The sequence below is a fragment of the Streptomyces sp. NBC_01497 genome, from assembly GCF_036250695.1.
Taxonomy (GTDB): Bacteria; Actinomycetota; Actinomycetes; order Streptomycetales; family Streptomycetaceae; genus Streptomyces.
In genome coordinates, this window is sequence record NZ_CP109427.1 from 254,516 (window position 1) to 275,437 (window position 20,922).

A 20,922-nucleotide genomic window follows, 5' to 3' on the forward strand; every position below is an offset into this window, starting at 1 on the left:
TCGTTCCCGGTCAGGTGCGGCGCGAGAACCAGCGGCCGGCCTTCTGCTCGGGCACGGCCTGGTCCCGTGCCTCTCGTACGGTAGTCGCAGCCAGGTGATCGCAGTCGTCGCGGAGTTGCGGGTGGATGTCCTTCCCGGTGCTCCAGCCGTCGCTCACTCGGGCCGCCTTCCGCCGTGCCCCGGTGAACTTCCCACCACAGACGGCGCAGCCGGGACAGAGGGCCTTGCGGGCACTGTCCGTTTCTCTGATCAAGACCTGGACGGCCTCACACGCGAGAGCCTGACGCCAGGGGCCCCGTCGCTCGGGAACGCCCCGCGCTTCTGCGGCGTCTCACCTGATGTCGGCTCACCTGGGCTGACGGGGCCCGGGGGGCGGCACGTATGCGGGATCGGATCGGCCGCCGGCGTACTCGGAACGGCGTCCTCACGGTGGCGTTGGCCCTGGTCGCGCTGACCGGTACAGCAGGCTGCGGCGGCAGCAATACGCCGCACAGGGGCCAGACGGCCGAGCTGTTCCGGTGGGACGTGGACGACACCGCGGCGATGCGCAAGCTGCCCTCCCACGTCGTCAGTGCCCTCTACGCCCTGAATACGGACGCCACCGGCATCGCCTACGGCTCCGACGGACGGCTGCGCGTCATGACCGCCTACCTGCTGCGGTTCGACACCGACCGCACGCTGCACGCCACCGACATCAGCGGAGGCAAGTCGGTGGACTGGCAGAACTACGGCTTGGTCGCCGAGCCCGGTGGGACCTTCCTGACCGTCCGCGGCGCCGAGGTCCTGCGGTGGCGGCCCGACGGCACGTCCCAGGTGGTGGCCGCCTTCGCTGCGGCAGACCGCAGGACGGGCGCCGCCGTTCCGGCCTCCGCACCGGTCGGGACCGTCCACGCAAGCTCCACCCCGCGGCTCGCCGGCGTCCGTCCCGACGGCTCCCTCGTGCTCGTCGACAGCGACGTCGTGTGGGCCCTCAAGGACGGCCGGCTGACCCGTCTCCTCCAACTCCCGGCCTCCGGCCACAAGGAGAATTCCAACACGCTGATGGAGGGCGGCGCCGTGAACCGGTCAGGCACCGTATGGACGGCCTCCGGCCCTCTCCACGCCCAGACGCTGGCCGGCCTGCGCACCGTCGCCCCCGACGGCACCGTCAGCCGCCCGGCACTGCCCACGAGAGTCGAGGGCGTGTCCGAGAAGCCGGCCTCGCTGCAGGTGGGATGGCTCACCGACGACGGCGCGAACGGCGTCTACGCCCACGTCTACAGCACCAGCGACGAGTACGTCCTCCATGTCCGCCCCGGCAGCGCACGAGCCGTCGCCAGGGACACCCACTACCCGTCAGTGAACCGCTGCACGCTGCCCCACCACCCTGTGGACGCCATGTCGATGCCGTGCGCGATCCCCGGGGAGCTCACCTACCACGCAGGCCACTTGGTGGCGGCGGGCGGCACGAACTACGTACTGACCCTGCCGCTCGCTTAGTACTGCGGCCGGGCTTCTTCATCGACCCCGGTCAACGGCTTGAGTAGGGGGAGTGAAGAAGCCCGGCTGGATTACCAGGGGCCACCGCAACGCTCAAAGCGTAGCGACGGCCCCTGGGATCCGCCTTCCGCCGTGGGGGCGTTCCGTCGCTTTCGTTCACCAGGTCGGAAGTTGACGCACTCTCGCGCACTCCCCCGGGCGCGTGCATCGCCCGTGTGGGACTGCGGGGAAACACGGCCCGCTGGTGTCCGGGTTCGCCGATGGCCCACGGAGGCGCGAGAACACGCCACCTGCGGTCTAGTTGTTGTCGACCTCGATCCCGTCGAAGGTCATGTAGGTACCGTCGACCTTGGTCAGTACGAGGGTGTGCAGACCGGCGGGCAGTCCGGTCTTCGACCAGACGACGACGTTCGAGCGACGCTGTCCGTCAGTGGGTACGGTGTCGACGCCGGCCGGCGTGCCCGCGTCCAGCACCGCCGAGAAGTGGCCTTCGTCGCTGCTCTGCTCGCCGTACACCTTGATACCCGTACCGACGAACGTGTAGGTGACCGTGGAGCCGTTGTCCGACGCGTAGTGCACGTCGTCCTGGTAGTCGCCGAGCCCTCGGCTCTGCTGGTAACTGAATCCGGAGTACTGGACGTCCGGGTCCGAGTCGTTGAGCCGGACGGCAGCGGGTGCCGTGCCGACCACGAAGACGGTGGTGGCGGGTGGCGAGGAGACGCCACGCGCGTTCGACTGTACGGCCAGGAGTGTGTGCTGTCCCTCGGCCTCCGTCGCGGTGCAGGACCACGCCGAGCCGGTGACCGTCACACGGCACAGGGTGGTACCGCCGTCCGTCACGGTGACGGTGTCCCCCGTGGCCCCGGACCCGTGAACGGTGAACGTGCCGGCCACACCGGTCGCGCCTGGCGCCGGTGCGGAGATCCGGGGCGCGGCGACGAGACCGCCGACCGACACCTGCGACGTGTCCGCGCCCGGTGGGAGCGACGCGACCAGGAAGCCGGGTGAGAGCACCTGCACCTTCGGGGCGGCGTGACCGGAGAAGTAGACCGGGGTCCCCGGCACGAACCCGGCGCCACCGATCAGCACCCGCATGGTCGTGGTGCCGTGGGAGAACGTCGCCTGTGGCGTCGAGACGTAGTCGGCCTCCAGGTCGGTCGCCTCGGCGAAGCCTCGCCCCGACGCGTCCGTGCCGGCGCTCCGCAGTGCCGTCAGCTGGATGTCGTTCGGTCCCGGTGAGGCCGGAATGGAGGTGTTGCTGCCGACGTGGCTGTCGACCGCGCCGGCACAGATGTACTGACCGGCGGGCGCGGAGAAGTAGTTGCCCTCGACGAGGAAGTGCCCGGTCGCCGCGCAGCCTCCCTGCGCGTTGGCGCCACTGTTGTGGAACTGCACGTTGCCGACGTAGTGAATCCACTCGGAACCGGCATCGTCGTAGAAGGACGCGAAGCCGGGCCCCTGGTTGTAGGTGACGTTGCCGATCACCTGCAGGCCGTGCGCCATCGTGGCGTCGAAGTCGATCGTCCTGCCGTCGGCCTTGTAGTGGTAGGCGCCCTGGTGTCCCTCCATGTACACACCGCCCCCGTCACCGAGCACCTTGAGGTGGTCGTGGATGAGGTTGTAGCTGATCGTGTTGTCGGCGTTGATGTTGAGCGAGTTCGACGGGTGGTCCGCCGAGTCGACGTGGCCCTGGATGACACCGGCGGTGATGCCGGTGTAGGGCAGGTCGTAGAGCTCGTTGTGGGTGACCAGCGTGTGTCGGGTGTACAGCAGTGTGATGCCGCTTGCCGAGGGGTAGTCGGTGCCCACGTGGTGGATGACGTTGTCGGAGATCGTGTTACCGGTGGCGATCTCGTTTGTTCCGATCGTGTCGCCGGTCACGGCGGAGGGATCCGGGGTGCAATTGTCCTTGATCGTCTTTGGTGCGTCGGGGTTCGTGGTCAGGTAGTCCGGGAAGTGGGCCGGATCGGGGTTGACCGGCGTGGGGTCGGCAGTGCAGCCGAGCAGGATCGAGGTCGACGCGATGTCGGTGAACTCGTTGCCCTGGACGAGGTTGTGTGACGAGCCGTAGGCGATGCTCAGGCCCGCCCCGCCGAGTCCTGCGAACCGATTGCCGCTCAGTGTGATGTGGTCGGCGGCACTGAAGGAGACATTGGCGTGCGGCTCGGTCAGCAAGCCCCACGGGCAACTGCCGGCCGGGTTCGAGAACGAGCACATGCCTTGGTTGTTCGCCCCTGTCATGCGCAGGTTGCTCTGCACGTCGGCGAAACCCGCGGGTTCGGAGGGCGCGTTCCATGTGGCGTAGGAGAACGTGAGCCCGGTGAAGGTCAGGTCGTGGACAGGATGGGCCAGACTACCCGCGCCCTGCAGGAGAGTCTCCAGGTGCGGCAGTTCGACATCGAGACTGTCCGGCTTGGCCCCGTTCAGTGGGGAGAAGTACAGCGTGTGGGCCGCCTGGTCGAGGAACCACTGTCCCGGATGCAGCAGGCTCCTCGCGTTCTGGATCGAGGCCGGCATCTGCGAGGTGCTCATCGCAGGCAGTGTGCCGCTGGCCTGCGAGTAGTCGGCGCGGTCGGTGACGTCCTTCCAGCACGGTTCGTCCATGGTCAGCGAAGTGCCGGACATCGACTGTACGCGGCACTTGGAGTCGGTCCACTGCCCGTTCCCGCCCGGGTAGTCGAACTCGACCTGTCGCAACTGGGTCGGGGTCATCGCCGAGAAGAAGGCGAGCCCGGCCGGGTCACCCGTGAGGTCGTACCCCTTGGCCGAGCCTTTCCAGCCGCCGGTGAAGTGCAGTTGGGACGGTGTGGCCTGCGCGACGGGGGCCTTGGTGGCGTCTACGTAGAGCTGGCGGCTGGCGCTCGCGACCGGAACGGATGTCGACCAGACACCTGACGGGGAGGAAGTCCAGTCACGCACGCGGCGCGCACCGGAGAGGATCGGGTGGGCACCGCGTGCCGCCGTCCACACGACCGGATGCCCGGGGCTGCCCGAGTCTGCCGCGTCGAAATCGAGGGGCTCCGCCAGATGGTAGGTGCCGTCGTCCAGGATGACCTGAACGGCCTCGGTGTGCCCGGCACGTGCGTGACGGGCAGTCTGGTGAGCCGTGGTGATCGAGCAAGGCGCGGCTGACGAGCACCGGGTGCCGGAGCCGTCGGGTGCTGTGTAGAGGGACGTTACGGGGCTTGCCACCGCGGCGGCCGCCGACACGAGACCTGTCGCGAAAAGGGCTGTCACCGCCGTCCCCGCCAGCAGCAGGACGGGGCGTCTACGTTTGAACGGCCACACTGTGAGTCTCCTTCAGAGAAGGGGGTGTTCGCCAGCAATTCATCCGACCTATGGCGCGAAACGTCACGGTAATCTTGGGCCAAGTCCGCGTCAAGGCAGAACGCATCCGATGAATAAAGGTCTCTACACGCGGCGCGCCGGACACACCCCGGGGGTATCTGACGCCGTCGGGATCGATCCTGAAAGTCTCAAGCCCGGTTGTCGGCTTTGGCCTGGCAGCTGCCGCGTCAGTGTGCGCGCCGGCCCGCGCCGTCAGGATACGGTCCGCCCTCTTCTCGTCGACGTGGACCGTGGGGCCCGGCCGTCGGGCACGGGATCTTCACCGGCTGGAGGTCGGCTTCACCATCCGGTCGATGAATCGGCTTTGTCTCATGCTGAGTTGGGCCAGGATTTCGCTGACGGCCGTCGGCTGATCGGTGTTTCCGGCCTGCCCGCCGCTCATGCCACGGGAGGTGTCCGCGGCGGAGTCCTGCCATCTCGCACGGCGTACTCGACCTCCGGGCCCACGCCGGTCGCCAGGGAGTCGAGTCCACTCTGGGCAGGGTCGGTGCCGGCCGCGCGCTGATTCTCGGTCCTGCGGGCTGTGATCTCGCCACCGCACTGGAGGCCCACCGGGCAGCAGTGGACGAGCGTCGCCCCGTACCGCTGTGGACCCAGGACACCCCGCACGACCCGATGCCGCGTCCCCTGCGCCGCACCGCACAGTCGGCGAGCAGGACGGCCGAGCCCATGGACCCGCACACCGAACGACCGCAAGTCGCCAGTGCGCTGCCGCGCCGCCCGCACCTGTGGGCATCGGCAGCACGGTGACGTTCACCAGCCGGCCGCAGCCGAGGTCGCCGGAGGGGGCGTCGGCTGCCGGCCCGGGTTCGAGTTGACGGTCCCCCCGGGGGCGATCAGTGCGCCGGCTCCACGGAAGACATCGCCGCGAAGGGACGTGCCACGTAGGCCCTACGAGTGAAGAACAGCGACTTCGGTGCCCCGGGACGGAGCGTCAGCCGAGTCGTCGCAGTCTCCCGGTGACACTGCAATCGGGTTCGCTCGACGGGCCTCATAGGTGGGAAGAACCAGAAGAAGGCGTACGGCATGAACCAGGGGCTGCTGGAACAGCTGACCGGCGCACGTGAGCCGATCTCGCGCACCGAGGATGCGGCGGACGACGGCGAGACGCAGGCCCCCTGGACACAAGGCCGGGCAGCCTCACCATGTGCGCCCCCGACGGATGCGTGTCTGCGCCGCTCCCTGGAGATGAGCCGTCGGAAGAGTGACGGGCGAGGTGCGAGTGACCCCGAACCACAGCGGTGAACTCGGCGGCGAGATCGGTGCGGCGCTGTTGGACGTGCTTTTCACGCAGGCACCGGTCGCATTGTTGATAGTGGACACAGCGCTGCGCGTCGAACGTGTCAACACCGCCTCCGGCGGCATGCATGGCGCCACCGTCGAAGGTCTGGTCGGTCAACCGGTGGCCGAGGCCATCAACGCGACCCATCCCGAAGGCGTAGAGGCGATGGTGCGCGCCGTGCTGAACACTGGCGTACCCGTCTTCGACCGTCTTGTGCCAGGCCGTCCGACCGCTGAGCCAGACACCGAGCACGTCTACTCGGTGTCCGTGTTCCGCCTCCAGGACGGCGACGGTGACGTTCTGGGCGCTGTGGTCTCCTTGATCGACGTCACCGAACGCGAGCAAGGGCAGGCGCGCGGGGCTGTTCGCGATGCGGCTCGGAAGAAGATCGGCAGTTCTCTCGACGTGATCACGACCTGCCGCCAACTCACGGATGTGGCCGTACCGGACTTCGCGGACACGGCGATGGTGGATGTCCTTGACACCGTGGTTCGCGGGAACGAACCTCCTCTCGGCCCGCTCTTCGGTGACGAGCCGATGCAGCGCACCGCCTTCAAGTCGGCCACGGACCTGGCACAGGTGTACGCGTTGGGTGACACAAGCAAGTTCCCCTACCCCACGCCGTATACACAAAGCCTCAATGACCTCGAGCCCCGCCTGATCACTCTGGACGAGACCACGTCGTGGCTGGCTGCGGATCCGGAACGAGGACGCGCGCTGCGCGAGGCAGGCGTCCACGGCATGATCGTCGCCCCCGTCGTACTGCGCGGAGCCGTGCTCGGTATCGCCGGCTTCTACCGCTCCACCCGACCCGCCCCTTTCACCGCCGACGACCTCGTTCTGGCCGGCGAACTGGCGGCGTTCACTGCCGTGTGCCTGGACAACGCCCGCCGGTTCACCCGTGAGCACACCATCGCCCTCACCCTGCAACGCCACCTTCTGCCCCAGGGCCACGCCTCCCAGGGGGCGGCCGAGGTCGTCCACTTCCACCGGCCCGGTGAGGTGAGCGGTGGGTGGTTCGATGCCATTCCGCTGTCCAGTGCCCGGCTTGCTCTCACCGTGGGCGACGTGGCCGGACGCGGTATCCATGCCGCCACCACCATGGGACAACTCCGCGCCGCGATCAACGCGTTGGCCGCGCTGGATCTGGAGCCTGACGAACTCCTCGCCCGCCTTAACGACACAGTGACCCGTCTGGCGGCGGAACGATCCGCTTTGCCGCTTGCGGACCCGATGCGCAACGAACCGCTGACAGCGGCGTGTACCTACGTGGTGTATGACCCGACCACCGGTGACTGCACCATCGCGTGCGCCGACCACCCTCCTCCGGTATACATCCGTCCGAACGGCACCAGCGAGAATCCTGAGGTCCCTCGTGGCCCGTCCCTGGGCGACGAACACGAGCCTTTTGCAGCCGCACACATGCGGCTACCCGCAGGCAGCATCCTCGCGCTGTACAACGATGGATTGTTGAAGGCGTACGGCGGCACCTCACTCGAAACGGCTCAAGACCGGCTCCGTCAGGTTCTGTCCCATCCTGACCGCTCCCTGAATGAACTGCGTGACGACGCCGTCTACTCCGTCCAGGCCGCCCCGCGCCCCGAGGACGAGGCCGTCCTCCTGCTGGCCCGTACACGGATTCTCCGCGAAGACCAAGTCAACACCTGGACCATCCCCCCACATCCCGAGGAGGTGGCCCGGGCCCGTGACCGCGCGGTGCGGCAACTCGAGGACTGGAACCTGACCGGCAATGCTCTCGCCACCGAGATCATCGTCAGCGAACTCGTCACCAACGCCATTCGTCACGGCGGCCCGCCCGTGCAACTGCGCCTCATCAAAGACCGGTTCCTGACCTGCGAGGTCTCGGACGCCAGCCCTGCCGCGCCCCACCTCCGCCACGCCCGGACCTTGGACGAAAGCGGCCGTGGACTGTTCATCGTCGCCCAACTCGCGCAGCAGTGGGGCACCCGGTACACCAGTTCCGGCAAGACCATCTGGACCGAACAGCCTCTCTCGCCGGGCTCCGTGCAGCAGCCCATGTAACAAGCGCGACCGGCAGGGTTCTCCCGAGGGGGGAACGTGATCACCGGGCATGACGACAAGATGCTTGCCTGAGCGGAGCCCGAGTCTCCTTCAGGGGCTCGACGGGCCCGCCGCGTCGCTCCCCGGCCCGATCCCAGGGCGCCACCCACCGTGGCAACCGAGACGACGAGACCGGACAACGTCAAGTACTGCGTGGGGTCTGACCTGCTGAGGGTGGGCTGGCTGTCGTGGACGGGGAACTGTGGCATCGACCGTCAGAGAGCTCGCGGGAGACGAGGCAGGAGGCGCCGCTCCACAAAGCCTCGACGGTCGTGAGGTTGTTACTGGTGTGCTTGTTCGCCAGGGGGCCTGGTCCAGAGGCAGCGCACTCAGGGCCTCGACCAGATTTCCAGACAGTCGAGTTCGCGGTGGCGGCGGCTCCTGTGGCGCGTGCGGTCGCGAGGGCTTTCGACAAGCCCGGCACCCGTCGCCACGGCCGGCTGGCGCGGACCATACCGACGGCATCCTGGGACAGCCCTCGGGCAGACGAAGGTATTCAGCGCCGAGCCGTGTTCACGACGCACATCGACAGCAAGCTCGTGCCCGTGTGAGCGCAACGGAAGATCGGTCGGCGTGGTCGCGGCGCCGGGTCGACGTCAGCGGCACCTCTCACCGTTCGGCACGGGTGACGGCTCAAAATCACGAGTGTCTCAACGACCGCCATCGTCCGCCCGTGCCGGGCGTCGGATCTCATCCGTCATCCCTTGGTGCCGGGAGACCAGGACGGATGGCTTTGGCAAGGTAGACGCACCCCGTTCGTCCTCCGGGACATCGAACAGCCCTCCCCCGCCCATACACATCACACCGTACTCCTGGAATCATGGAGGTGAGTTTCGACTCGGAGAACACGTCCCGGATCAGCCGGGTCCGCCCAGTACGATCTTCCACACCCGGGTAGCCACCTGGAGGTTGAGTCGATCCTCGACGTTCGCGAGGTCCTTGCCGCCGATGTCACGGATGCGTTGGAGCCGATAGCGCAACGTGCTGCGATGGATCACGAGGGATTCGGCCGTCTCGTTGTAGTTGCCGCCGCAGTCGAAGTAGCGGGAGAGGGTCTCCACCATGGCAGTGTGGTGCCGGGAGTCGTAGTCGATGAGCTGCCCGAGCCACTCGTGAACGAATGTCTCCAGTTCCCCGTAGCCGTTGCCAGGTCCCAGGATGCGGTAGAGGCCGAGTTCGTCGAAGAACGTCGTGCCGAAGCTGTCACGGGACTGGCGGCGCACTTCCAGGGCGCGCCGTGCCTCCTGGTAGTGGTGGGGGATGCCGTCCAGTGCGTCGCAACGGCTGCTCACTCCGATCGTCCCGGCGGGTGTTCCGGTTTCCCGGGCGATCGCCTCGTGCAGCGCGTCGGCGTGCGGCCTTTCGTCGGTGACGAGGACCACGTGATCGGAACGTCGGGTCAGCAGAGAGCGCATGCCCAAGGCGGAGGCCGTCCGGCCCACGGTCTGCGCGAAGGAATCGTCCGTAGTCCGGTTCGACCACTGCACCACGACGATGTAGTGGCTGCGGTGCAGATCGTGTCCGACCGCCCCGGACCGGGCGTAGGCGCTTGCCTCGTCCGTCCCTTCCAGGAGGTCGTCGACCAGTTCGCCGTGCAACCTCAGCTCCACCTCGGCCAGGTGCCGCAGGTGGGCCAGCTCCAGGGCGAGCGACGTGGCGGCGTGCTCCAGCGCAAGCGTGGTGTGCTCGTCGGCCTCGTGCCGGACATCCACCAGGGCCAGCACACCCAGGATCTCCCCGTGCGGGCGGACGAGGGTGGTCAACCGGTCCTTCACCCGCACGGGCCCGGCCTCCCGGGCGACGGCGTGCAGCATCTCGTCCTGGCGCACGGGGTCCGGTTCCGGGTAGGGGTCGGGACAGCTGGGACCGGTCCAGGACCTCAGCCGACCGAAACGGTCCTCGACCAGCGCGGGAAGCCCGGTGAGCCTGTACAGGGCGCGCGTGATGGCCTCCTCGCCACCGCCCGAGGCGGCGACCTCGGCCGTGAGCGCGTGAAGGGCCCGCTCGTATCCCAGGTCCGCCACCACGGAGATCAGCTGCCACTGGAGGTCTCCCCGTTCCTCCCGGAGCCGGTTCAGCTCCAGCGCGTCCTCGCGTCGACGACGCTGCGCGAAGGCCAGTGACAGAGCGCAGGCGGTGTCCCGAACGAGCATGGCGAGCACGGAGCACTCCGCCTCGGTGGGTCGGGCGCGGGCTGTGACCACCAGATAACCGTGGAGTTCCTCGAATCCGCGCAATCCGAGGGCCCAGGCCCAGGGCCGGCCGGGCACGGCCACGGGACCGTCCCGCCCGTCCAGCTCCCGCACGCTCCGGTCCAGGGCCACGGCGTGGCTCTTCCCGCTCCTAGAGCTGGGGACCAGGTCGCCGTCCACCTGGAGATAGCCGACCTCGGCGCTGTAAGGCCCCGCGACGACGATGTGGTCCATGGCCAGACGCAGGATCTCGCCCTCGTCCCGGGTGTCGAACAGGGCACGGGAGAGCGCCGTCAGTCCGGCCATGACGCCGTCGGCCACAGGCGGGCCGGCGCCTCCCCACCAAGCCGCTGCGCGCTGCCCGGCACTGCCCGGCAGAATCCGGCCCTCCCGGCCGAAGCGGCGGTACAGTTCGTGCGCCCGGCTGCCACCCATGGCACCACTCCGTTCTCTCCGAGCCCTGAGGGGACACGAAGCGGTCGGGTACCCACTCGCGTGGCAGCTCATCCGCGTCATGAGGCTTGTTCTTCTCGTACTCGGAGGGCGAACGGACTCGGGCATTTCTGACTCACCAGGCGCAGGCACGGATCGCTTCGGATCGCCACCTTGGTAAGTGTTCGGGCGACGAAGGACTGGCCCGCGGATGCTCGCGAGGAAGGACCGCACGATGGCCGCCCGCGTAGCAGTGCGCTTGTCCGGCACACGACGCGTCGGGAAGCGTACTGACGGGCCGGGTCCCCGGCCCTGTGAAGCGACCCCGTCCTGTCGTCCCAGCCCGTCGCCCGCCCGGCGCCGGCTCATGGCCGGTGCAGTCGGCGGCGCCGAATCAGGGGCCGGTGCGCGCCTCGCGGGGAGACTCAGGGGATCTCGTCCCGCTCCGCTCGATGCGGTCGAGCCAGTTCCGGCCGTCCGCCGACGAGGCTGATCGTGGGCCGCAGAACAACGGCGGACGCCTTACACGTCCCTGAACAGAACCGGTACGCAATGTCGGCGCAGGCCGCCGCATCGGGAGGAGTTCCTCATGGCCAGGGCAGTGGGCATCGACCTGGGCACCACCAACTCGGTGATCGCCGTGTGGGAGGGTGGCGAACCGACCGTCGTGCCCAACACCGAAGGCAATCGGACGACACCGTCCGTGGTGGCCTTCACCGACACCGGTGAACGACTGGTGGGCCAGTTGGCCCGGCGCCAGGCGATCCTCAATCCCAAAGACACCATCTACTCGGCGAAGCGATTCATCGGCCGGCATTTCGACGAGATCTCCGACGAAGCCAAGGCCGTGGCCTACGACGTCGTCGAGGGCGACGGCGGAACGGCACGCTTCAAGGCACGCGACAAGCTGTACGCGCCCGAGGAGATCAGCGCACAGGTGCTGCGCAAACTCGCCGACGACGCCTCCAAGCAGCTGGGTGAACGGGTCACGGAGGCCGTCATCACGGTTCCCGCCTACTTCAACGACGCTCAACGCACCGCCACCAAGGACGCCGGACGGATCGCGGGGCTGGAGGTGCTGCGGATCATCAACGAGCCGACGGCGGCGGCCCTTGCGTACGGCATGGACAAGAAGGAGCACGAGACCGTCCTCGTCTTCGACCTCGGCGGCGGCACCTTCGACGTGAGCATCCTCGACGTCGGCGACGGCGTAGTGGAGGTACGTTCCACCGCCGGCGACAGCCACCTGGGCGGCGACGACTTCGACAGGCGTCTGGTCGATTACCTCGCGGACGACTTCCAGAAGGAGAACGGCATAGACCTGCGCAACGACCCGCAGGCGCTACAACGGCTGTTCGAGGCGGCGGAGAAGGCCAAGACCGAGCTCAGTTCGGTGACACAGACGCAGGTCAGCCTGCCGTTCATCACCGCCGACGCCTCGGGGCCCAAGCACCTGACCGACTCGATCATGCGGTCCACGTTCGAGCAGATCACCAGCGACCTGGTGGAGCGCTGCCTGGGACCCGTCGAGCAGGCAATGGCCGACGCCAAGGTCGGCGACAGCGACATCGACGAGGTCATCCTCGTAGGCGGCTCCACCCGTATCCCGGCGGTCCAGGCCCTGGTCCGGCGGCTGACCGGCGGCAAGGAACCCAACATGAGTGTCAACCCGGACGAGGTCGTGGCCCTGGGTGCCGCGATCCAGGCCGGGGTACTCAAGGGCGAGGTCAAGGACGTCCTGCTGCTCGATGTCACTCCCTTGTCGCTGGGCGTGGAGACGCGCGGCGGAGTGATGACGAAGATCATCGAGCGGAACACGACCATCCCGGTGCGCCGCACCGAGACCTTCTCCACCGCCGAGGACAACCAGCCGGCCGTCGATGTGGTGGTGCTCCAGGGCGAGCGCGAGCGGGCCGCGGACAACCGGGTGCTTGGCCGGTTCCAGCTCACCGACATCCGGCCGGCGCCCCGGGGTGAACCACAGATCGAGGTCACCTTCGACATTGACGCCAACGGCATCCTCAACGTCACCGCCCGCGACGGGAGCACCGGCAAGGAACAGGGCATCACCATCAGCGAGAGCTCGAACCTCGACCGCGGCGAGGTCGAACGCATGGTCCAGGAGGCCGAGCGCAATCAGGGCCAGGACCAGGCACTCCGCGAGGCCGTCGACGCCCGAAACGAGCTCGACGCCGTCGCGTACCAGGTCGAGAAGCGCCTTGACGAGCTCGGCGACGCAGCACCCGCACACGAGAAGGCACGCGCCGAAATGCTGGTGGCGGATGCGCGGGCGGCGGTCAAGGAGGAGGCAGGTGTGGAGCGGGCACGGCCCCTGACCTCCGAACTCCAGCAGTTGCTGGCAGGGCTGGCGGCGCATCAGGGCGACTCCGCCACGGGCGCTCCCGGCCAGGACACCACCGCGGGCGGCGCGACCGGCGGCGGCCCGACCGGCGGCGGCGGTGACGACGACGTCATCGACGCCGAGTTCGACAAGGACTGAGGGGCCACCATGCCGAACGACCCCAGGGAACCCGACCCGCCTCCGGAGGGCGCCGTAAGCCCTCCGCTCGGGGATCTGCCGCGCTCGGACCCGCCGACCGGGGCCGGCGACGGCCCGAACGAGGAACCCGGGCCCGACGCGGCCGGAGGTCCCGAACCGGCCGAGGACGCGTACACGGCCGAACTCCGAGAACTCGAGGACCGCTGGCGGCGCGCTCTGGCCGACCTCGACAACCTGCGCAAGCGCCACGCCAGGGAACTGGACCGGGAGCGGATGCTCGAGCGTTCCCGTACTGCGGCCGCCTTCCTGCCCGTGCTGGACAATCTCGAACTCGCACTGACCCACTCCGGCTCCGACCCGGGTGCGATCGTGGAGGGCGTCCAGGCCGTACGCGACCAAGCAGTGAACGTTCTCGAACTGCTCGGCTACCCGCGGCACGCTGAGACCGGCGTGGTCTTCGATCCGGCCAGGCACGAGGCGGTCAGCGTCGTCCAGGATCCCGATGCTGAACCGGGCACGGTCGTCGAGGTGCTGCGCCCGGGCTACGGGGACGGGGAACGGCAGCTCAGGCCCGCCACCGTGACTGTCGCGAAGCGGGAGTGACCGGTCATGGCACGGGACTTCTACGAGGTGCTGGGCGTGTCGCGGACCGCGAGCCAGGACGAGATCCAGCAGGCGTACCGCAAGCTCGCGCGCAGGCACCACCCCGACGTCAACAAGGACCCGGGGGCGGAGGAACGCTTCAAGGACCTCAACGAGGCGTACAGCGTCCTGTCGGACCCGAAGACCCGGGCCCGCTACGACCGCTTCGGCGAGGACTTCCGCAAGATTCCCGAGGACTTCGACGAACGGGTCGCGGCTGGAGCGGGCGGCGGCTTCCGCGCGCGCGGGACCGCGGGCACGGGCGGCCCCCGCACCCGGTACACCACGGGTTTCGGCGACGACTTCACAGCTGAGGGCATCGACATCGAGGACCTGTTCGGCTCGATCTTCGGAGGAGGTGCCGGCTCCGCCGGCGTACCGGGAGCGGACCAGGAGGCCGAACTGTCGCTCAGCGTCGAGGAGGCGTACCGGGGCGGCCGTCGCACGGTGACACTCGCCGGCCCCACGGGTCAGCCGCGGCGGTACGAGGTCGACGTGCCGCCCGGTGTCGTCGACGGTCAGCGCATCCGGCTGGCGGGCGAGGGCGGCCGGGGCAGTGGTGACGCCCTCGCGGGCGACCTGTACCTGCGGGTGCGTGTCCAGCCCCACCCCGAGTTCCGGCTGGACGGCCGCGACGTGCACGTCCAGGCCCCGGTCGCCGCCTGGGAGGCGGCCCTGGGTGCCACCGTACCGGTGCCCACTCCCGGCGGTGGCACGGCCAAGGTCACGGTGCCCGCGGGCTCGTCCAGTGGCCGCCGGCTGCGGTTGCGGGGCGAGGGCATGCCGAACCCGCGTGGCAAGAACGGCGACCTGTACGCAGAACTCCGAGTCATGGTGCCGCCCACTCTCAGCGACCGCGAGCGTGAACTGTTCGAGGAGCTCGCCGCCGCCTCCTCGTTCGACCCCAGGAGGACGCGATGAACGACCGACCTTTGGGAGCGGAAGGCATGGGCCGCGCCGACGTCACCGCCTCGGCGGTTGTCCGGTATGCACTGGTGCCCGCTCCCAGGCTCTCCCTGGGTGTCGTGGCCCGTCGCTCGGGCCTCCACCCCGACCTGATCCGCCGGTTCGTCACCCTCGGCCTGGTCGAGGCCGAGCGCGACGCCGCGGGGCGCCTTGTCTTCGACCGCACGGCGCCGGTTGTCCTCGCCCGCATCCAGCGGCTGCGTTCCGGCCTGTGCCTCAACTACGCATCCATCGGTCTGGTGCTCGACCTGCTCGACCGCATCAGCCTGCTCGAAGCCGCCCTGCGCGGCCGCGGCACGAGGAGTGAATCATCCACATGGACATGAACCGTCTCACCCAGAAGTCCCAGGAAGCCCTTCAGGAAGCCCAGACCGCGGCTGTCCGCTTGGGGCAGACCGAGGTCGACGGCGAACACCTGCTGCTCGCACTCCTCGATCAGGAGGACGGTCTGATCCCGCGATTGCTGCAAGAGGCCGGCGGCGAGCCGAAGGAACTGCGCACAGCCGTGAATGAGGAGATCTCCCGACGCCCGAAGGTCACAGGCCCCGGCGCGACACCCGGCCAGGTCTTCGTCACCCAGCGCCTCGCCCGCCTGCTCGACGCCGCCGAAGGGGAGGCCAAACGCCTCAAGGACGAGTACGTATCGGTGGAGCACCTCCTGCTCGCCCTGGCCGACGAGGGCTCCTCGACCGTCGCCGGGCGGCTCCTCAAGCAGGCCGGCATCACCAAGGACTCCTTCCTGAGCGCGCTCACCCAGGTCCGCGGCAACCAGCGCGTCACGTCCGCCAACCCCGAAGTGGCCTACGAGGCTCTGGAGAAGTACGGTCGCGATCTCGTCACCGAGGCCAGGAGCGGCACGCTCGATCCTGTCATCGGGCGGGACGCCGAGATCCGCCGCGTGACCCAGATCCTCAGCCGTAAATCGAAGAACAACCCGGTTCTCATCGGCGATCCCGGCGTCGGCAAGACCGCCATTGTCGAGGGCCTCGCACAGCGCATCGTCCGCGGCGACGTGCCCGAAGGACTCCGCGACAAGACGGTGTTCGCCCTCGACATGGGTTCCCTGGTCGCCGGCGCGAAGTACCGGGGCGAGTTCGAAGAACGCCTCAAGGCCGTGCTCAGCGAGGTCAAGGCCGCGCAGGGGCGCATCCTCCTCTTCGTCGACGAACTGCACACTGTGGTCGGCGCAGGCGCCGCCGAAGGAGCCATGGACGCGGGCAACATGCTCAAGCCGATGCTGGCTCGAGGCGAACTCCACATGGTCGGCGCCACCACCCTCGACGAGTACCGCAAGCACATCGAGAAGGACGCCGCTCTCGAACGCCGCTTCCAGCAGGTCATGGTCGACGAGCCCAGCGTGGAGGACACCATCTCCATCCTGCGCGGACTGCGCGAACGCCTGGAGGTCTTCCACGGCGTGAAGATCCAGGACACCGCACTGGTGTCCGCGGCCACCCTCAGCCACCGCTACATCACCGACCGGTTCCTGCCCGACAAGGCCATCGACCTCGTCGACGAAGCGTGCGCGCGGCTGCGCACCGAGATCGACTCGATGCCCGCCGAACTCGATGAGATCACCCGCCGCGTCACCCGCCTGGAGATCGAGGAAGCCGCCCTCTCCAAGGAGACCGACCCTGCCAGCGGGACCCGCCTCGAGGAACTGCGCAAGGAACTCGCCGACCTGCGGGGCGAGGCCGACGCCAAACGCGCCCAGTGGGAGGCCGAGCGGCAAGCGATCCGCCGTGTGCAGGAACTGCGCCAGGAACTGGAACAGGTCCGCCACGAGGCGGAGGAGGCCGAACGCGCCTACGACCTCAACCGAGCCGCGGAACTCCGCTACGGCCGCCTCCAGGAACTGGAACGCCGGCTCGCCTCGGCGGAGGAGCAACTGGCCGCCAAACAAGGGCAGGACCGGCTCTTGCACGAAGTTGTCACCGAGGAGGAGATCGCTGACATCGTCGCCACCTGGACCGGCATCCCCGTCGCCCGCCTGAAGGAGGGCGAACGCGAGAAGCTGCTGCGCCTCGACGAGATCCTGCGCGAGCGCGTCATCGGCCAGGACGAGGCCGTCAAGCTCGTCGCCGACGCCATCATCCGCGCCCGCTCCGGCATCCGGGACCCGCGCCGCCCCATCGGCTCGTTCATCTTCCTCGGCCCCACCGGCGTCGGTAAGACCGAGCTGGCCAAAACCCTCGCCCGGTCTCTGTTCGACTCCGAGGAGAACATGGTCCGCCTCGACATGAGCGAGTACCAGGAGCGGCACACCGTCAGCCGGCTCATGGGCGCGCCACCCGGATACGTCGGCTACGAGGAAGGCGGTCAACTCACCGAGGCCGTGCGCCGCAAGCCGTACTCGGTTGTGCTGTTCGACGAGATCGAGAAGGCGCACACCGATGTGTTCAACACCCTGCTGCAGATTCTCGACGACGGCCGCATCACGGATGCTCAGGGCCGTACCGTCGACTTTCGCAACACGGTGATCATCATGACGTCCAACATCGGCTCCGAGCACCTCCTCGACGGCGCCACCGCAGAGGGCGAGATCAAGCCGGACGCCCGCGCCCTGGTCATGGGCGAACTGCGCGGGCACTTCCGCCCGGAGTTCCTCAACCGCGTCGACGACATCGTGCTGTTCAAGCCACTCGGTGAGCGGCAGATCGAGCGGATCGTGGAGCTGCAGTTCGACGAGCTGCGGCAGCGAATCGCCGAACGCCGCATCACCGTCGAACTAAGCGATGCGGCTCGCGAGTTGATCGCCCACCAGGGCTACGACCCGGTGTACGGAGCCCGGCCGCTGCGGCGCTACATCTCCCACGAGGTCGAAACACTCGTCGGACGGGCCCTGCTGCGCGGCGACGTCCAGGACGGCGCGACGGTACGCGTCGACGCAGAGCACGGAGAACTACTGGTCACCTACGACCAGCAGACGGGGGACCGGGAAGCGAGGGCGGCGTGAACACCACCCGGACGACGACGGTGACCTGCCCGAACTGCGGGCGCGGGAACCGGATTCCCGTGGCAGCACAGGGCCGCCCCAAGTGCGGCCACTGCGGGCAGCCCCTGCCCTGGATCGTCGACGCAGGCGACGACGACTTCGTCGACATCGCCGAAAACGCCACCACGCCCGTCGTGGTCGACCTCTGGGCCACCTGGTGCGGCCCGTGCCGCATGGTCAGCCCTGCCCTCGAAGAGGTCGCCCGGGACCTCGCCGGCCGGATCAAGCTCGTCAAGGTCGACATCGACCGCAACCCGTCGCTCAGCCGACGATTCGAAGTGCAGGCGGTGCCGACGCTGCTCGTCATGGACCAGGGCGAGACGGTCGCCCGGCAGGCGGGGGCGGCACCCGCGCCCGCCCTCCGCTCGTGGGTCGAGCGGGCGATGGCGGCCCGGCAAACGTCTGCGGGAGGATGAACAAGATGGGCAGGCTGCCGCGAAAGTCCCCGGCCGGAGGAGATCAGCACGCTGGTGCTGGAAAAGCTCACCGACCACCCGGGAAACGCGTGACGGAGGGGATCCGCACCGCGCCGCCGTACCGACCCGGGACCAGCGTGCGCACCGGGCCTTGCCGACGCTGGTCCCGCTCGGCACTGGAACGGGGATGTCCCACCGGGCTGGTGCCCGGAACTGCACCGCTGCGCGGAGGAAACCATCGCGGGCCGCGGCCGAGGCGGCCCCACCCCGTGGGAGGAGATCTCAATGGCTACGATTCCTGACCCGCACCTGACCATGGTGCGCCCGGTCACGCCGCGTACCCCGGAGGGCTGCGAGGAGTGCCTCAAGGAGCATTCCCCGTGGGTGCACCTGCGGCTCTGCCTCACCTGCGGACACGTTGGCTGCTGCGACTCCTCCCCCCTCAAACACGCCAGGCGCCATGCGGGCACCGTCGGCCACCCCATCGTGCAGTCCTTCCAGCCGGGAGAGGACTGGCGCTGGTGCTACGTTCACGAGAGCCCGGTCTGATGGGCACGGCCGAGCGCAAGCAGAGTTCATTCCGCGAGACACCGGACCCATACGGGGTGTTTCCGCGCCTGCCACCGGAGCGGCTCGAGGATCTGACCGCGCACGGTGAACGTCGCAGGACCACCGAGGGCGAGGTCTTGTACCGCGAGGGCGATCCGTCCCGGGAGTTCCTCGCGATCCTCAGTGGGACCGTCGAGATCCTCCACGACCACGGCGGGCCGGACGAGCGCACGCTGGGGGTGCAGGGGCCCGGCGGGTTTCTGGGTGAGCTCGGGCTGCTGGAGGGACAGGCGGCCTTCGACACGGCCGTGGTGCGCCAGGCCGGTGAGATCCTGGTCGTGCCGGTGGAGCGGCAACGCGCCCTGGTCGGCCGCGACTCCGCCCTCGGGGACCTGATCCTCCGGGCCTACCTGGGCCGCCGCTATCTGCTCATCGGCCTCGGTGCCGGCTTCCGCATCCTGGGGTCGTGCTACTCACCCGACACGCTGCGGCTGCGTGAGTTCGCCGCCCGTAACCGGCTGCCCCACCGCTGGGTGGATCTGGAGAAGGACAAGGAGGCCGAGGCACTGCTGCGTCGGTTCTCCATCCGTCCCGAGGAGACTCCGGTGGTCATCTGGAAGGGCGAGCAGGTGCTGCGCAATCCGAGCAACGCCGAACTCGCCCGCCTCATCGGGCTGCCCGCACCCTCGCCGGAGGATGGGCGGTGCGACGTGCTGGTGGTCGGTGCGGGCCCCGCGGGACTCGCCGCCTCCGTATACGGTGCCTCCGACGGCCTCTCCACGGTCACCGTCGACGCCGTGGCCACCGGAGGCCAGGCCGGTACCTCGTCCCGCATCGAGAACTACCTCGGCTTCCCGTCGGGCATCTCCGGGGGCGAGCTCATCGAACGCGCCGTGCTCCAGGCCCACAAATTCGGCGCCCGCCTCATGGTACCGGCCGAGGTCAGCGGACTCACGCCGCAAGACGACGAATACATCGTCGCCTTTGCAGACGGATCGCGGGCCCGAGCGGGCGCCGTGGTGCTCGCCTCGGGTGTGTGGTACCGCAGGCTGGAGGTGCCCGGCATCGACCGCTTCGAGGGCACCAGCGTCTACTACGCGGCGACGGTCCACGAGGCCAGTCTCTGCCGGGCGGACCCGGTCGCCGTGGTCGGCGGCGGGAACTCCGCCGGACAGGCGGCACTGTTCCTCGCCAGTCACGCGTCCAGGGTCCACCTCCTCGTCCGGGGCGGTGACCTCAACGCGGACATGTCGCGCTACCTCGTGGACCAGGTGGAACGACACCCGAAGATCGAGGTGCTGCGCCACACCGAGGTCCGGGGCGTCGCCGGGGAGGAGAAGCTGGACTCCCTGACGGTGGAGGACAGCGCAAGGAGTACGCGCCGGGAGCTGAAGGCGTCGGCCCTGTTCGTCTTCATCGGGGCCCGCCCGCGCACGGAATGGCTCAGGGGCGTGCTGGCCCTGGACGAAAAGGGCTTCGTCCTCACCGGAGCTGACGCCCGGCCGGCCGCCGACGCGGCCCGGTGGGCCTCGCTCGGCCGTGATCCGTTGCTGCTGGAAACCACCCTTCCCGGCGTCTTCGCCGCCGGTGACATCAGGAGCGGCTCCGTCAAACGGGTTGCTTCGGCAACCGGTGAGGGCGCCATGGCGATCAGCCTCCTGCACGAGCACCGGGAGCAGACCGGCAACCTGGTCCGCACCGCGGGCCCGGAGGGGCGTCGACCGGTGGCGAATCAGTCCGCGTCGAGAGCCTGAGCCTCCCCTGACGGGCCACCACACGCGGCTCCCCCCGCACGGTGGAAGCGCGGAATCGGCATGGTCCCTTGCTCCCGGCGCCGGCCGGGAGCAAGAACAGGGCAAGCATCCCATCAGCGGGTAGCGTGAGAAAAGGGAACAGGGCTGGACGGCTGCTTGAGCGCAGCGGCGCCCCCTGGGCACACACCAGATACGCACGCGCTCGTACGTCCGGGCAGCGAAAGGGCTGATCTACCAGGGGAGGTCCCATCCTCAGGTGGGTCGTACTACCTGGAGCTGTTCGGC

General features: G+C 68.9%; 14 protein-coding genes. 11 read left to right on the top strand and 3 right to left on the bottom strand.

Annotation, left to right across the window (positions count from 1 at the left end; all coding sequences use genetic code 11):
- Positions 1-10: 10 nt before the first annotated feature.
- Entirely contained in the window at positions 11-157 is a 147-nt protein-coding gene (locus OG310_RS01230; protein ID WP_329453986.1) for a hypothetical protein, read from the bottom strand.
- A gap of 224 nt (positions 158-381) precedes the next feature.
- Here OG310_RS01230 and OG310_RS01235 point away from each other — a divergent pair, with 224 nt between their 5' ends.
- Positions 382-1,479, top strand: a complete 1,098-nt coding sequence (locus OG310_RS01235) for a hypothetical protein (RefSeq protein ID WP_329453987.1) — start codon at positions 382-384, stop codon at positions 1,477-1,479.
- A 297-nt stretch (positions 1,480-1,776) separates the two neighbouring features.
- Here the strand turns inward: OG310_RS01235 and OG310_RS01240 are convergent, their stop codons facing one another.
- Entirely contained in the window at positions 1,777-4,767 is a 2,991-nt protein-coding gene (locus tag OG310_RS01240; RefSeq protein WP_329453988.1) for a hypothetical protein, read from the bottom strand.
- Between the two features lie 621 nt (positions 4,768-5,388).
- Between OG310_RS01240 and OG310_RS01245 the strand changes: the two genes are divergently transcribed.
- Together OG310_RS01245 and OG310_RS01250 are read left to right on the top strand one after the other, a co-directional pair.
- A complete protein-coding gene (locus OG310_RS01245) occupies positions 5,389-5,577 on the top strand; it encodes a hypothetical protein (protein ID WP_329453989.1) in 189 nt (62 codons plus the stop codon).
- A gap of 472 nt (positions 5,578-6,049) precedes the next feature.
- Positions 6,050-8,152 carry a SpoIIE family protein phosphatase gene (locus OG310_RS01250; RefSeq protein WP_329453990.1) on the top strand — a complete coding sequence of 701 codons (2,103 nt, stop codon included), beginning with the start codon at positions 6,050-6,052 and terminating at the stop codon, positions 8,150-8,152.
- A gap of 896 nt (positions 8,153-9,048) precedes the next feature.
- Here the strand turns inward: OG310_RS01250 and OG310_RS01255 are convergent.
- On the bottom strand, positions 9,049-10,818 hold the full coding sequence (locus OG310_RS01255; RefSeq protein ID WP_329453991.1) for a helix-turn-helix domain-containing protein: 1,770 nt from the start codon (positions 10,816-10,818) through the stop codon (positions 9,049-9,051).
- Positions 10,819-11,404: 586 nt separating this feature from the next.
- Here OG310_RS01255 and dnaK point away from each other — a divergent pair.
- The 8 genes from dnaK (at position 11,405) to OG310_RS01295 (ending at position 20,637) form a co-directional block, all read left to right on the top strand.
- Positions 11,405-13,315: a molecular chaperone DnaK gene (gene dnaK / locus OG310_RS01260; protein ID WP_329453992.1), complete on the top strand. Its 1,911-nt coding sequence runs from the start codon at positions 11,405-11,407 to the stop codon at positions 13,313-13,315.
- A gap of 9 nt (positions 13,316-13,324) precedes the next feature.
- Positions 13,325-13,918 (top strand): nucleotide exchange factor GrpE, encoded by a 594-nt coding sequence (locus OG310_RS01265; RefSeq protein ID WP_329453993.1) that lies wholly within the window; start codon positions 13,325-13,327, stop codon positions 13,916-13,918.
- A 6-nt stretch (positions 13,919-13,924) separates the two neighbouring features.
- Positions 13,925-14,878 (top strand): J domain-containing protein, encoded by a 954-nt coding sequence (locus OG310_RS01270; protein WP_329453994.1) that lies wholly within the window; start codon positions 13,925-13,927, stop codon positions 14,876-14,878.
- Entirely contained in the window at positions 14,875-15,249 is a 375-nt protein-coding gene (locus tag OG310_RS01275; RefSeq protein ID WP_329453995.1) for a chaperone modulator CbpM, read from the top strand. Before OG310_RS01270 ends, OG310_RS01275 begins: the two co-directional genes overlap by 4 nt.
- Entirely contained in the window at positions 15,240-17,879 is a 2,640-nt protein-coding gene (clpB, locus tag OG310_RS01280; protein ID WP_329453996.1) for an ATP-dependent chaperone ClpB, read from the top strand. Before OG310_RS01275 ends, clpB begins: the two co-directional genes overlap by 10 nt.
- Positions 17,876-18,334, top strand: coding sequence for a thioredoxin (trxA, locus tag OG310_RS01285; RefSeq protein ID WP_329453997.1), 459 nt, complete (start codon positions 17,876-17,878; stop codon positions 18,332-18,334). Before clpB ends, trxA begins: the two co-directional genes overlap by 4 nt.
- 285 nt (positions 18,335-18,619) lie before the next feature.
- Positions 18,620-18,883: a UBP-type zinc finger domain-containing protein gene (locus tag OG310_RS01290; protein ID WP_329453998.1), complete on the top strand. Its 264-nt coding sequence runs from the start codon at positions 18,620-18,622 to the stop codon at positions 18,881-18,883.
- Positions 18,883-20,637: an FAD-dependent oxidoreductase gene (locus OG310_RS01295; protein ID WP_329459983.1), complete on the top strand. Its 1,755-nt coding sequence runs from the start codon at positions 18,883-18,885 to the stop codon at positions 20,635-20,637. Before OG310_RS01290 ends, OG310_RS01295 begins: the two co-directional genes overlap by 1 nt.
- Positions 20,638-20,922: the final 285 nt, after the last annotated feature.

Coding starts and splice junctions, on each gene's coding strand:
- OG310_RS01235 (WP_329453987.1), top strand. CDS start 382: ATGCGGGATCGGATCGGCCGCCGGCGTACTCGGAACGGCGTCCTCACG.
- OG310_RS01290 (WP_329453998.1), top strand. CDS start 18,620: ATGGCTACGATTCCTGACCCGCACCTGACCATGGTGCGCCCGGTCACG.
- dnaK (WP_329453992.1), top strand. CDS start 11,405: ATGGCCAGGGCAGTGGGCATCGACCTGGGCACCACCAACTCGGTGATC.
- OG310_RS01265 (WP_329453993.1), top strand. CDS start 13,325: ATGCCGAACGACCCCAGGGAACCCGACCCGCCTCCGGAGGGCGCCGTA.
- OG310_RS01275 (WP_329453995.1), top strand. CDS start 14,875: ATGAACGACCGACCTTTGGGAGCGGAAGGCATGGGCCGCGCCGACGTC.
- OG310_RS01270 (WP_329453994.1), top strand. CDS start 13,925: ATGGCACGGGACTTCTACGAGGTGCTGGGCGTGTCGCGGACCGCGAGC.
- clpB (WP_329453996.1), top strand. CDS start 15,240: ATGGACATGAACCGTCTCACCCAGAAGTCCCAGGAAGCCCTTCAGGAA.
- OG310_RS01295 (WP_329459983.1), top strand. CDS start 18,883: ATGGGCACGGCCGAGCGCAAGCAGAGTTCATTCCGCGAGACACCGGAC.
- OG310_RS01255 (WP_329453991.1), bottom strand. CDS start 10,818: ATGGGTGGCAGCCGGGCGCACGAACTGTACCGCCGCTTCGGCCGGGAG.